The sequence below is a fragment of the Helicobacter sp. genome (assembly GCF_017502485.1).
Classification (GTDB): Bacteria; Campylobacterota; Campylobacteria; order Campylobacterales; family Helicobacteraceae; genus Helicobacter_B.
In genome coordinates this window covers 18,401-30,828 of record NZ_JAFVUX010000028.1, presented here as the reverse complement: position 1 = coordinate 30,828, position 12,428 = coordinate 18,401, and the positions used below count along the sequence as shown (strand labels likewise).

Here is a 12,428-nt window from a genome sequence, read left to right as displayed (position 1 = left end):
CTTTAGTGGTTGTCCTTATGCTAAAAGCCTAGAATCTAGCGTATTTTGATAAAGCCATCGCCAAAAAGTCCGGGGGTCATTGCGCTATCTACGGCTGCTTCAGCAGTCATCTTGCGTGTGGCAGTATCGATTGCTGGGTAGATTTTGGTAATGGTGGCGGTCTTTTTCACGCCACCTCCATCGACACTATACTCATATAAATCTCCTACGCGCACTTTGTCTTGGTATTTGGAGTCAAATTGCAAGACAATTTTTTTGTCTGTACTTACAAGGCGGAAGAGTGTGGTGGAAGCCCCACTAACACCATCTCCTACTTCGATTTTCTTCTCAGCGATCACACCATCAAAGGGTGCGCGCAAGATGCTTTTTTCATAGCTTGATTGGTAGTAGTTGTAGTCAGCTTCTAGCTTTTTGTAGTTAGAGTGGTATTGATCTAGGGTGTTTTTATCGACCACATCAGCACTTTTGCTATAGCGCTCATATTGCTTTTTGGCGAAGAGATATTGCTCTTTAATCGCTTGGAGCTGGGAGGCTTTGTCTTTATTGGCGAGAGTGAGTAGCACATCACCCTTTTTCACCGCGCTATCGACATCAACGAGAATCTTATCGACAATCCCACCAGAATCTAGCGCGAGATTGGCATCTTGCACGGCTTTGATGTTAAAGATCGCATACACTTCTTCTGCATAGATCACACTTGCACAAAGTGCGCTCACCATCATTGCTTGTAGAATCTGCTTCATTAGGTCTCCTTATTTAATATACTCTTGGATTTGCTGCCCACTGTAAAAGATGTAGTTTGCTTTTTGTAGTTCGTAATTGTTTAGAGCTTGGTTGTAAGTGGCTTCAGCATTGTACTTAGTGCTTAGCGCGCGCAGATAATCAGTGAAATTTACAAGTTGGTTGTTATACTTCTTGCGCACATTATCAAAGGAAATGTTCGCAGATTTTAAGCTTGCTTCTGCAGAGAGAATCTTAGAGCGAGCGACTTCAAGAGTCTTGCGATAGAGCATTTCATCTTTTGTCTTTTCGGCTTGCTTGTAAGCTAGCTGCTTCTCTTGAGCAAGCTGGGATAGGCGCAGGACTTGCTTTTGAAAGCTAACCCCTATATCATCAAACACCTTTAGCGTAACGCTTAGTCCTATCACATTAGCGTGCGTGGGGAACAATCTTTGATAAAACGGAGCTGTCGCTGGGTCGCTACCAAACTTTGTTGGGTTGGCTACATACTCAGGTTTTTGGATCTGCCAAGTGTAGGTATCACTTAGCGTTATAGTGGGGTAGTAGTGTTGCTGCTTGTTCTGGTATTTTAGTGCGTTAATTTGCTCTTTTAGGGAAATAATATCCTGTCGCTCGAGATTATCTTTTAGAGCTGGGGTGGCGAGATCCTCGCGCTTTAAGCCATCAAAATCAATGTTGGTTAGGTATTTTAGCATTAGGATATTTTGCTCTACACTTAGGCGCATATCCGCGATTTGGTATTCGCTTGATGAGACTTGTGAGCGCAAAGATTCTAGGTCGTCTATGGTGGAGAGCCCAGATTCATAGAGCTTTTGTATGCGCACTAAATCCGCACGCACTTGATCAAGCTGGCGTTTGAGCGAGAGAAGCTGGGAGAGATTGTTGAAATAGCTGTAATACTGCTGGATTACTTGGAGATAGATACTTTGCTTAGTGTATTCTACATCAGCGACTGATGAGCGGTAGGTGGCATTTTTCTCTCGAATCATATTAATAGTGCTAAAGCCACTAAAGAGATCAAGCGAGAAGCGTGCGTTTGCCGCTTGGGTTTGGTAGTTACCAAAGTTGCCAAACTGCATCATATTGTTGATGGTTTTGTAATTGTGCTGGTAGTCATAATCTATATCAAACCTCGGCAAAAATGCTGCTTTAGCGACTGAAGCGACTTTTTTGTTTGACTGGGCTTGTAGCATTTGGGCTTGGAGAGAGTAGTTACTATCCGCACCATTTAGCAAGTCCTTTAACCCTACTTTTTGGGTGGAATCTTTGGTGAGATCATCGATTTGCTTAAGTAGCTCATTGACCCCTAGTGCTGGCTCATCTGTAAGCTTACCTGAAGGGGTAGTGCTTGCGCTAGATTCTAGCACTGGCACCGGTCGCGGCGGTTCTTGGAAAGATAGCCCATAAGCATAGGCGCAAAGTAGCAACGCAATACCATATCGCATACATCGCATAGAAACTCCTAGATCCTAATCATTTATAATTGGTAGCTTCATCAAAGTGGAGCGTGATTATAACACAAAGAATTTAATATTTTCTTAAATAATTGTATATACAAATATTTAAGAAAATCTCGTAATTATGGTATTTTCGGGCTTTTGTAGAAGCGTGGAGTACTTACACTGCTTGGCTAGAATCTAGGGGGAGATTTTGCTTGATTGTATAGCTAGACTACAAGAGTCTTTGGCTAGACTTTTTATACGCTTATATAGTGGGCAATACCCATACACTGCGCTTAAAAAGTAGCAGTAGTGCAATAAACTACCACCAGCTTGGGTATATACAAAGCCAAAGATAAAGAAAAGTAGCATTGCTACAAGTGGGTGGATCGTTTTGTCTAAATTGCTCATTCTTACTTCTTTATGCTCTTGCGTAAATCATACCTTACATAACTATGGCTTCATTAATGCACCTTGATAAGCTAATTCACCCAGCTTCCCTTGTCGCACCAAAGTAAGGTAGCATAGGAGCTGCTCCACCTGCGCCCATAAGCTTAAGTAGCTTTCTGCGGCTTAGATTTTCTTGCGTGTGGTTTGGGGGATTGTAGCTAACACTTACTCTCTTTATAAATCTTTATAGATCCCTTTGTAGATCACGGGTGATTATAGGAAAGTGTTGAAAAAAGAAGAGTGATAAAGTTACACACTGCGTCCTTGTGCGAAAACATTGCGCATAATTGTGTAGATTCTACGGGTGTCATTTAGCTGTGGGCAGAAGAGCCTAAGCGCACTAATGGCTTGTAAGATCAGCATATCTGCACCATCTTTGCACGCTACGCCACACTCTTTGCTTATTTGCGCAAAAGGTGTGGGTGCTCCATACATTAGATCATAGGCAAGCTTAGAGTGTTTGAGCAAGAGAAGCAGGGATGATTTTGACAGGGGGAGATCTTTGGCTATGCTGGAGCTTGTGGCATTGATGACTAGGTCAAATCGCGCACTATAATCTAGCTTATCAAATGTGCAGTAAGGGATTTGTCTTTGTGTGAAAAATGCTTCGTGCTTGTTTGAGCGATTTGCCACCACGACAGGCACGCCACACTCTTGCAAGGCACACGCTAGGGCTTTGGCACTACCCCCAGCTCCTAGAATCAGCACAGATTCTATATAATCGCTACTGCTTTGCCCCAAAAGTGGCGCAAGCCTGTTCATCTCCTCACTTTGAAGAAATTCTTCCAAGCCCTTAGCACTTCCAAGTTTAAATCCACTAAGCAAAAGGCTAGTGATAAATCCGGGGGCATCGGTGTTATAGCCATAAATCTCGCCAGATGTAGTGCGCACAAGCGTATTCACCGCGCCAATGTGCTTGGCTAAGGGAGAAAGTGTGTGGGCTACAAGGCAGGCTTGCTCCTTGAAAGGTAGCGTGATATTTGCTCCACAAAGCCCTAGACTATCAAATACTCTGCCTAGATCCTCTCCGTTATTAAGCATAAAACGCCCATAGAGATAGGGGAGCTTGTAGCTTTGTAGGATTGCATTGTGCAAAAGGGGCGAGAACGAGTGTTCAATAGGGTTGCCAAAGACGCAGAGATAGCGCATTATAGGGCTTTGATAAGTCGCAAGCTCACCCACCCGCCGGAGTCAAGTTTCGCCCACTCATCTTGTGTAGTTTGGACTTGGATTTTCTGTCCCTTGTAGAGTGCGCCTACCACAGGCGCACTAGATTCTGGGCTTTGGCGGACATTTAGGGTATTTGGGATAACGACATAGAGTCGTTCGCTTAGCTGTGTGGGAGAGAGCAGAGCTAGGCTCACCCACCCGCCGGAGTCAAGTTTCGCCCACTCATTTTCTATCTCCACGACCACCACACTCTGCCCTAGCGTAAGTCGTCCTACAATGCGCCCAGAAGTCTTAGGGATCGCACGGATATTGAGATTCGTAGCTTTGGAGTAGTAGATGGCTTCAGGCTTTGGCTTAGGCTCACTCTGCGTGATAGAATCTAGCTCCGCGTTGCTCTTTGCGCTATATTCTAGAGTGGAGCTTGTAGCATCTGCTACAAGCGTACTATCACTATGAGTTGTAGAATCTAGCGGGTTTAGCTCTTGCTCTGCGATATAAACTTCACCTTGAGGGCTAATTGATGGTGGGCTAGAATCTAGCGTGGCGGTACTCTCACTCTTAGTCCCTAGATGTGATTGGACACTTTTGGAGAACACCACATAGTAAAGCCCACAACCTATAAATAGCACGATCAAAGGCAGGGCGTAGGTTTTGATAAGAGATTTCAATGCGTGTCCTTATGACCCCTAAGGGTTTAAATGAGTGTAATGCCTTCTTGCTTCACAACTTCACCTAGCACAAATCCACCACTTTTGGCAAGAATTTCAGTGACATTCTCTTGTGCCACAGCAAAAATCATTCCAACCCCCATATTAAACACGCGGTAAGCCTCTTCGCGCTCAATATGCTTAAGCAAAAGTGTGAATATCTCTTGCTTGGGGATCGCACTTGTATCAATGCGCGCACCAAGCTCTCTAGGCAGGGCGCGAGGGAGATTCTCCACAATACCCCCACCTGTGATATGCGCCAGTGAGTGGATCAGCGACTTTAGGGCTTTGAAAGTTTTGACATAGATTTTAGTGGGCTCTAGGAGTGTGTCAATGAGTGAGCTAGAATCTAGCCTATCGCTAAAGCGCATTTTGAGTCTATCAAATAGCAGAGTGCGCGCAAGAGAGAAGCCATTAGAGTGTAGCCCACTACTAGGCAGTCCGATAAGCACATCGCCAGCCTTTGCATTTAAAGTGGATTCTACCTCGTTTTTTTCTGCGATACCTACGGCAAAGCCCGCTAGATCAAAGTCTCCATCCTTATACATACTGGGCATTTCTGCACTTTCTCCGCCAATGAGCGCACACTCCGCCTGCTTGCAGCCATCTACAATGCCACTTATCACGCGCAGGGCAGCGTCTTTGTCAAGCTTACCTGTAGCGTAGTAATCTAGGAAAAACATTGGCGTAGCAAAGTTACAAATAAGGTCATTTACACACATTGCTACTAAATCAATCCCCACAGATTCTAGCTTATTGGACTCTATGGCAAGTTTTAGTTTCGTGCCTACACCATCGGTGGCTGCAAGGAGCACAGGCTCCTTATACCCACTAGGTAGCGCATACGCTCCGGCAAACGAGCCTATCCCACCGATCACTTGAGGAGAGAAAGTGCTTCGTACCAAAGGCTTTAGCGCGCGGACAAGAGCATTACCACAATCAATATCAACACCAGAATCTTTGTAGGTGAGCCCCTTTGGGGCGTGGCTTTGGGGCATTGTAGTCCTTAACTTGTGGGAGTTAGGTTGGCATTATAGCTAAACTTGATATAAACTTGGCATATAAGCGCGAGAACCTAGCTAGAATCTTTGGTAGATTCTTTACTAAAGAAATTACGATTGTACCTTGGACTTGCATCTTGTTTAGGGTAAGCGGTAATGGCTCGCTCCAAAGATCACGCAATTATGCAAATGCCTACCCAAAGCCAAATCGCTCCAAAAGGATTCTAACTATCTGTCAAGTCGTAGTTAATGGGAATTTTTAGCAAAACAATCTTGCTGGGGATAGGGAAAGACTTGTGTGCGGCTTTGATTGTTTGTATAGCTTGCTTGTTGAGAATATCACCCGCGTTTGAGCGCACTACGCGTATCCCCTCAATGCTTCCATCAGGTTTTAGGCAAAACTCCACGACAACCGTGCCTTGCATACCGCGGATTCTAGCGAGCTGGGGGTAGTCGTGCTTGCGCGCTATGGCAATTTGCACCTTCGTGTAAAACTCATCGCTTATACCCTCGTTATGTGCAAGTAGCTCTTGTGTAGAGCCTTGCGAATCTTGATTTGATGCACTCTCTTTAGTCTCTTCGCCCTCTTGTGGCGTGGGTTTGGCGGTATCATCTTGTGAGATTTGCTTTACTTGGGGTTGGTCTTGTAAGATTTCTTGTGTGGGGATTTTGTGCTTGGCTTTGTGCTTTTGCTTGTGGAGCTTATTTTGCTCATTTCGCTGCTTGGGCTTGGTGGGCTTGGAGTAGGTTTTTTGCGGGGCGTTAGTATTGATACTTGCTAGACTCATTGTAATGGGTGCATTTCCTACTTGCGTGACTTTCTCTTGGCTAAATATCCCCACAATCCACGCCGTAGCGAGCAAATGCGCCCCAAGCGATACGCAAAAGCCTATAACAGATGGTTGTTTAAGGTGTTTGGGCAGTGATAGAGACATTCTCGTGTCCTTTATCTTTAAGGATACTAATGATTTGCACAAAGCTTTCAAAGCGTGCGTCCTTGTCGCTTTTGACTTCGACCATCGCTTCACTATCAAGTGCGTCAAGCTGTTCGCGTAGCGCGCTAGAATCTAGCTCTTTATCATCGATGTAGATTCTATTGTCCGCGCTTATTAGAATCTGTATGACTTTATCGTCGTTTTTTTTCTCCACATTGTCAGCTTGAGGGAGATTGATAGGGATTTTGCCTTGAGCGATGAAAGTTGAGACACTCAGCACAATGGCTAGCAAAACAAGCATTACATCAATAAAAGGGACGATATTCAGCCCCTCTGCGCGTCTAGGCTTCATTATAGCTATGCTTTTTAAGAGTTTTGTAGCGGTTGCTTAGTACATCGCAACGGCGCAAAAGCACATTATAGACCATAAGCGTAGGGATAGCTACACATAGCCCAAGCGCCGTAGCCTTAAGTGCTAGCGAGAGCCCCACCATAATCGTTTTGGCATCCATTCCCCCACTTATACCCATATCATAAAATGTGATCATAATCCCACACACAGTTCCAAGCAGTCCAACATAAGGAGCGTTTGAGTAGATGATATAAAGCGCGGTTAGATTCTTGCTAAGCGATTCTTCAAGCGCATCAAGACTAGCATATACGCGCACATCAACACGCACATAGAATATAATCCGCTCAATACTAAACCATAGTGCTAGAAAGCTCATTATCCCAAGTACCAAAAACACAATAAAATCAATATGCTCTCGCAAAAAGTCCATATCCTAGCCTTTCTATCCTTAGCAAACAGAATCCAGCCTAGCCAAATCCTGCTCGATTCTCACTATGCGAGAATCTTAAGAATCATTTTTATTTTAGTGTGATACTAATACTTATTTGATAAAAGTATTATTAAAGTGTTTGTAAATCAACAACCCCACAAAAACACGCAAGATTTAGCTATAATCCGCGCGCAAGCTTTATTCGAGAATTCAAGAAAGCAAACAAGTCCAAGTTATCAATCAGGCTAGAATCTATGATTCCAGCTATGCTACACTACCCAAGGATTGCAATGAAGCCCACACTTAAAAATTACAACAAAGATCGCCTTAAAAAGGATTTGATCGCCTTTATCCATCACGAGTCTTTTGGTGGGGTGTTGCTGTTTTTCTGTGTAGTGTTTGCTATGCTTGTAGCAAACTCCAATTTTTCTCCATTGTATTTCGCGCTAAAAGACCTAGAGCTTGGGCTTTTCCTTGGTCCTTATCGTCAGGGTATGAGCGTGGAGCATTTTATCAACGATGTAGCGATGAGCTTGTTTTTTCTAATGATGGGGCTTGAGATGAAAAGAGAGATTCTCTATGGCGAGCTTGCTGGGTTTAAGAAAGTCATATTCCCTATGCTTGGGGCAATTGGGGGCATTATCGTGCCTATTGCTATTTATCTCTTCTTCAATTATGGCACACCAAGTGCTAATGGCTTTGGCGTGGCGATGAGTACGGATACGGCGTTTGCACTTGGGGCGATCTTGCTACTAGGCAAGAGAGTGCCACTAAGCTGTAAGGTGTTTTTGGTAACTTTGGCGGTGGTTGATGATCTAGGCGCGATTTTAGTCATCGTGCTGTTTTATACTAATACACTGCATATTGGCTGGCTACTTGTAGCAGGGATGATAGTTGTCCTGCTTGTGTATATCAACTATAAAGACACTTACAAGCTCTCAAGCTTTCTACTACTTGGGGCTTTGCTTTGGGTGGCTGTGTTTAATAGCGGGGTGCATTCTACCATTGCTGCGGTGATTTTGGCGTTTTGTATCCCGGGGCGATCGAATGTCTCTGATACTTGTTTGCTCAATCTTAAAAAGGAGCTTGAAGGGATCTATACAATGGCGCAAAGTGGGGGAAATTTCTTTGAGACAAATATCGTGCGCACAAAGTTTAGTCTTAAGGGTTTGTGGAAAAATCTCGCACGATTTTTTGGTGATGATAGTCCAAAGAAGCAGTTTGACTTGCAGCAACAAAGCAAGCGCGTGGAGATTTTAGACTCCATCTCGCGCTACTCCTTGCAAGCGCAAAATCCGCTTCTACGTTTGCAAAGTGTTTTGCATCCGCTATGTTCTTATTGTATCGTGCCACTCTTTGCTTTTATCAATGCGGGTGTTAAGGTGGATTCTGGGATAAGCTTTGATATTGATGAGATTTTTTTAGGCACGATTGTTGGGCTTGTGGTGGGCAAGCCGCTTGGGATTTTTGTTTTTGCGTATGTTGGGGTCAAGCTAGGGATCGCTACAAAGCCGGCAAATCTTAGCTTTATGCAAGTGTTTGCAGTGGGGATATTGGCTGGCATTGGTTTTACGATGGCGGTTTTTGTCGCAAATCTCGCGTATGCTAATTTGGAGCAAGGTATGCAGGCTATAATGGTTTCAAAGCTGGCTATTCTCTACTCTTCATCGTTGGCATTGCTACTTGGGGTTGGTATGCTGTGGCTTAGCACGAAGCCAAAAGATTAGAATCTTTATGGGGTATTAACTCTTCTCAAAGAACATTGGCTATGCCTTGCGCTGCTTCGCTTTGTTTATCTACATCCCTAGAATCCACTTTTGTAAAATAGATGCTAGTGCGGCTGTTACGCAGAGCTAGTGCGTGCGCGCACAATGAAGCTCCTTTAGTCATTGTAAGCGTAGCAAAATCCATAGCTTAGACTCTACCACCGATTAGCATCTAAATGAGCTAGCAAAGGATCCTAAGGGCTTGACCCAAAATGCAAACTCTACACAACTCGCAGGCACAAGCGTGGCTAGATTCTAGTAAAACCCAAGCGATTCTAAGATTTGGGAGCTAGAATTGGGGTGTTGGGTATTTGGTGCGGAGTCACTCGCGGTTAGATTTACTAAGAGACTATGCTGGCTTGACTTTGGGTAGATTCTAGCTGGATTACCCGTGTACCTAGCACCAACGCTTGCAATGGCAAAAGCTAGAGTCTAGTAGCTAGCATTTAGGCTCTAGGAGCTAGCCCTAGTGATTCTAGGATCTTTACCCTAGCTTGCGGATAGGCTTGTAGCAAGGCTCTTAGCTGATCATAGTTGCGATTTTGCTCGCAGTTTATCTCCCAAAGATTTGGGCTCTCATCTTGAGCTATGCTAGATTCTTTAGGGTGCTCTAGCGCACCTTTTACTAGTACTTTTGGTATATCATTTAGCACACTCATTACATAAAACCACAAATCATCACTATAAGGTGCGAGAGAGATAATTGCCTGCTTGTTGAAAAACTCCTGTGTGAAGGCTCTTGGCGGATAGAGTACGCCAGAGACCCCCACGCTAGCAAGGGCTAGATGGGGGGCGTTTTCTTCAATAATCGCGCAGTATGTAGCAGAATCTAGCTTTAAAATATCTGCCATATACGCGCCATCATAGGCTAGGTGCGTGTGGATCGCGCGAGGAAATCTCGCATAAGATTCTAGTAGCAAGCTTATGGTATTTGGGGCGTAAATTTGGTCATCATCAATGGTTATGATGATGTGGCTTGGGTAGGCTTGTAGGGCGTAAAAGAGCTTTTTATACGCGCGTAAGTTTTCTTCTACGAAGTGGATTGTAAGCAAACCAAGCTTTGTAAAAATCTTTAGGATATATGGGAGCTTGCTTGGAGCTAGCTCACTAGAGCTAAGGAATAGGGCTATATGGAAGTCTTTGTAGTCTTGAGTGAGAAGTGAGTAGAGTGTGTGATGGAGATAGGGGAGGCGAGCTGGGAAGGAGGTTAGGCTTACTAGCACGGGCGGGGTTTGTGGCGATTTGGCTTTGAGGCTAGAATCGCGGATTTCATCAGCAAAAGGCAGCCCCCCTGCTTTATCGCCACAAGCGCAACCCTTACTTGTCTGCCCCCCCCCCTATGAGATTTTGCCTACACATCGTTTGTATCAAAAAAAGCGCGATGCGCGCATTTCTCTTCCCTCGCGTGTAAAAGAAGCTCAAATGCGTGATAGTCTTTTGCGAAAAGCCAAGTGCGCATAATGCGCGCTTAATGCTAAATTTTATCGCACGCATAGTTACTCTTCTATGTAGTTTTTAAGCTTTCTGCCCACTTTTGGGTGTTTGAGCTTTTTGATCGCGCTAGATTCTATTTGGCGCACGCGCTCACGCGTTACATTCAGCTCTTTACCAATCTCTTCTAGCGTGCGATCGCTCTCATCCTCTAGTAGCCCAAAGCGCATTTTGATCACAGATTGCTCGCGCTCATTGAGCTGGGATAGCACTTCATCAATCTGGGCGCGTAGGTCTTCTTTTAAGATATAGTCCATAGCACTTAAGGTCGTTTTATCTTCGACAAAGTCGCCAAACTTCCCATCATCATCACTGCCAATAGGTGCTTCAAGGCTCACAGGCTCTTTGGTGATCTTTATGACATTTTTGACTTTATCCACACTTAACCCCACCTCTTCCGCGATGACTTCGACATCTGGCTCCTTGCCTGTCTCTTGCAGGTGCTTGCGTATGATTTTGTGGATTCTATTGATTGTCTCTATCATGTGGATAGGGATTCTAATGGTTCGGGCTTGGTCAGCGATCGCGCGCGAGATGGCTTGGCGTATCCACCAAGTTGCATAAGTGGAGAATTTAAAGCCTTTTTCATACTCAAACTTATCCACTGCTTTCATTAGCCCGATATTGCCCTCTTGGATAAGATCTAGGAATGGTAGTCCGCGGTTGGTATAACGCTTAGCGATACTTACAACTAGGCGGAGATTGGACTTTGCCATTTTGGTTTTGGCTTTATCGGAGATTGATTTACCGCGCTTGATTTGCTCTAAAATCTCTTTGAGTTTTTCTGGGTCGATATTGAAGCTACTCTCGCTTGCTTCTTTGGTTTGGAAGAGCTTTTTTAGCTCCATATAGACGCTTACCATAGTCGCTTCTGGCACTGCTTGGATGATATCATCGCGACTCATATTGGTGATATTGCTAAGGATTTTCTGGTGGTTTTGGACTAGAGTGTCATTAAAGAGCGGAAGCTTGTATTCTAAGCGGGCTAGCTCTTTCTCGAAGCCATCACCATTTTTTAGGCTATTTTCCATAGCTTTTACAATTTCGTTAATGAGCTTACTTGTAGGTCCTAGATCAAGGAGCTTAGACTTTAGCACCTCCTTTTTATGCGCAAGCGTTAGGATAAACACAAGCTCTTGAGTCTTGTTCTCAAACTTCGTATCTGCGTGGGATTCTAGCACCTTTAGCCAGTCCTTTTTTGCTTTTTCAAGGGCTTTAAAACTCTCTAGTACTCTATCGATCCGCTTTTGATCTTTCTTAGAAATGGGGCGCTTGCCTTCCTCGCTATCATCTTCGCTCTCTTCTTCCTCGTTTTCTTCGAAGTTTTCTCCATCGCTATCGCTTTCATCATCAAAGCTTTTAAATAGCTCTTTGACGCGGCGCTCTCGGTTAATTAGCGCGTCTTTGTAGTCATAGATAAAGTCAATCAAGTAAGGTACAGAGCAAATAGCATCAAGGATAATGTTTTCGCCAAATTCTATCTGCTTGCTTAGCTCGACTTCTTCTTCTTTGGTGAGTAGGTCGATCTGTCCCATTTCACGCAGATACATACGCACAGGGCTATCGCTTCTGCTCCACTCAAGTAGCTCGCGCTCTTTCATAAAGTCAAACTCTTCTTCAAGCTCTTCATCTAGGAGTTTCTTGCGCTCTTCTTCAAGCTTGATTTTATCTTGGGTGTTGAGTGTTTTGGCTAGCTCAGAGGAGCTTACAAGCTCGCATTTATGCTTTTTGGCTAGGTCTATGATTTTCTTCGTCTGTGCACTTGTGGGGGGTTTTTTTAGAATCTGTGCAATAGACTCGTGGGAAATCATCTTCTGCTCAGAGGTGGTAAAGAGCTCTTCTAATTGCTGGTTGATTGTTTTTGTAGACATTTGTGTGCCTTTTAGGGTGGATTCGGGTTAGGATTTAAGAGACCATGACTAGCGAACATCGGCTGATAAAAGGAT

The 12,428-nt window shown here is 44.3% G+C and carries 13 protein-coding genes; 1 reads left to right on the top strand and 12 read right to left on the bottom strand.

Annotation, left to right across the window (positions count from 1 at the left end):
* Positions 1–35 precede the first annotated feature (35 nt).
* From IKB69_RS06040 to exbB, 9 genes are all read right to left on the bottom strand, one after another.
* Complete coding sequence (locus IKB69_RS06040) at positions 36–743, bottom strand: HlyD family efflux transporter periplasmic adaptor subunit (RefSeq protein ID WP_290947337.1); 708 nt, start codon at positions 741–743, stop codon at positions 36–38.
* A 9-nt stretch (positions 744–752) separates the two neighbouring features.
* Positions 753–2,195 carry a TolC family protein gene (locus IKB69_RS06035; RefSeq protein ID WP_290947334.1) on the bottom strand — a complete coding sequence of 481 codons (1,443 nt, stop codon included), beginning with the start codon at positions 2,193–2,195 and terminating at the stop codon, positions 753–755.
* Between the two features lie 183 nt (positions 2,196–2,378).
* The gene (locus tag IKB69_RS06030; protein WP_290947331.1) at positions 2,379–2,591 is read right to left on the bottom strand and encodes a hypothetical protein; all 213 of its coding nucleotides are present in this window, start codon (positions 2,589–2,591) and stop codon (positions 2,379–2,381) included.
* A gap of 288 nt (positions 2,592–2,879) precedes the next feature.
* Positions 2,880–3,779 carry a shikimate dehydrogenase gene (locus tag IKB69_RS06025; protein ID WP_290947328.1) on the bottom strand — a complete coding sequence of 300 codons (900 nt, stop codon included), beginning with the start codon at positions 3,777–3,779 and terminating at the stop codon, positions 2,880–2,882.
* The gene (locus IKB69_RS06020) at positions 3,779–4,468 is read right to left on the bottom strand and encodes an SH3 domain-containing protein (RefSeq protein WP_290947325.1); all 690 of its coding nucleotides are present in this window, start codon (positions 4,466–4,468) and stop codon (positions 3,779–3,781) included. The genes IKB69_RS06025 and IKB69_RS06020 overlap by 1 nt, the downstream gene beginning before the upstream one ends.
* Positions 4,469–4,494: 26 nt before the next feature.
* Positions 4,495–5,505, bottom strand: coding sequence for a phosphoribosylformylglycinamidine cyclo-ligase (gene purM / locus IKB69_RS06015; protein WP_290947322.1), 1,011 nt, complete (start codon positions 5,503–5,505; stop codon positions 4,495–4,497).
* A gap of 227 nt (positions 5,506–5,732) precedes the next feature.
* Positions 5,733–6,443: an energy transducer TonB gene (locus IKB69_RS06010; RefSeq protein WP_290947319.1), complete on the bottom strand. Its 711-nt coding sequence runs from the start codon at positions 6,441–6,443 to the stop codon at positions 5,733–5,735.
* Entirely contained in the window at positions 6,415–6,795 is a 381-nt protein-coding gene (gene exbD, locus IKB69_RS06005) for a TonB system transport protein ExbD (RefSeq protein WP_290947317.1), read from the bottom strand. The genes IKB69_RS06010 and exbD overlap by 29 nt, the downstream gene beginning before the upstream one ends.
* Positions 6,785–7,225, bottom strand: a complete 441-nt coding sequence (gene exbB, locus IKB69_RS06000) for a TonB-system energizer ExbB (RefSeq protein WP_290947314.1) — start codon at positions 7,223–7,225, stop codon at positions 6,785–6,787. Before exbB ends, exbD begins: the two co-directional genes overlap by 11 nt.
* Before the next feature lie 290 nt (positions 7,226–7,515).
* Between exbB and nhaA the strand changes: the two genes are divergently transcribed.
* Positions 7,516–8,952 carry a Na+/H+ antiporter NhaA gene (nhaA, locus tag IKB69_RS05995; protein WP_290947311.1) on the top strand — a complete coding sequence of 479 codons (1,437 nt, stop codon included), beginning with the start codon at positions 7,516–7,518 and terminating at the stop codon, positions 8,950–8,952.
* 485 nt (positions 8,953–9,437) lie between these two features.
* Here the strand turns inward: nhaA and IKB69_RS05990 are convergent, their stop codons facing one another.
* The 3 genes from IKB69_RS05990 to rpoD all read right to left on the bottom strand — a co-directional run bounded on the left by IKB69_RS05990 (position 9,438) and on the right by rpoD (position 12,353).
* Complete coding sequence (locus IKB69_RS05990) at positions 9,438–10,214, bottom strand: hypothetical protein (RefSeq protein WP_290947308.1); 777 nt, start codon at positions 10,212–10,214, stop codon at positions 9,438–9,440.
* Positions 10,215–10,308: 94 nt separating this feature from the next.
* On the bottom strand, positions 10,309–10,485 hold the full coding sequence (locus IKB69_RS05985; RefSeq protein WP_290947305.1) for a hypothetical protein: 177 nt from the start codon (positions 10,483–10,485) through the stop codon (positions 10,309–10,311).
* Positions 10,486–10,487: 2 nt separating this feature from the next.
* Positions 10,488–12,353 carry an RNA polymerase sigma factor RpoD gene (gene rpoD, locus IKB69_RS05980; RefSeq protein WP_290947300.1) on the bottom strand — a complete coding sequence of 622 codons (1,866 nt, stop codon included), beginning with the start codon at positions 12,351–12,353 and terminating at the stop codon, positions 10,488–10,490.
* Positions 12,354–12,428: the final 75 nt, after the last annotated feature.

What these genes read in the sequence shown, in the direction of transcription:
- IKB69_RS06040 (WP_290947337.1), bottom strand. Translation starts at nt 743, where the DNA reads ATGAAGCAGATTCTACAAGCAATGATGGTGAGCGCACTTTGTGCAAGT.
- IKB69_RS06035 (WP_290947334.1), bottom strand. Translation starts at nt 2,195, where the DNA reads ATGCGATGTATGCGATATGGTATTGCGTTGCTACTTTGCGCCTATGCT.
- IKB69_RS06030 (WP_290947331.1), bottom strand. Translation starts at nt 2,591, where the DNA reads ATGAGCAATTTAGACAAAACGATCCACCCACTTGTAGCAATGCTACTT.
- IKB69_RS06025 (WP_290947328.1), bottom strand. Translation starts at nt 3,779, where the DNA reads ATGCGCTATCTCTGCGTCTTTGGCAACCCTATTGAACACTCGTTCTCG.
- purM (WP_290947322.1), bottom strand. Translation starts at nt 5,505, where the DNA reads ATGCCCCAAAGCCACGCCCCAAAGGGGCTCACCTACAAAGATTCTGGT.
- IKB69_RS06010 (WP_290947319.1), bottom strand. Translation starts at nt 6,443, where the DNA reads ATGTCTCTATCACTGCCCAAACACCTTAAACAACCATCTGTTATAGGC.
- exbD (WP_290947317.1), bottom strand. Translation starts at nt 6,795, where the DNA reads ATGAAGCCTAGACGCGCAGAGGGGCTGAATATCGTCCCTTTTATTGAT.
- exbB (WP_290947314.1), bottom strand. Translation starts at nt 7,225, where the DNA reads ATGGACTTTTTGCGAGAGCATATTGATTTTATTGTGTTTTTGGTACTT.
- nhaA (WP_290947311.1), top strand. Translation starts at nt 7,516, where the DNA reads ATGAAGCCCACACTTAAAAATTACAACAAAGATCGCCTTAAAAAGGAT.
- IKB69_RS05985 (WP_290947305.1), bottom strand. Translation starts at nt 10,485, where the DNA reads ATGCGTGCGATAAAATTTAGCATTAAGCGCGCATTATGCGCACTTGGC.
- rpoD (WP_290947300.1), bottom strand. Translation starts at nt 12,353, where the DNA reads ATGTCTACAAAAACAATCAACCAGCAATTAGAAGAGCTCTTTACCACC.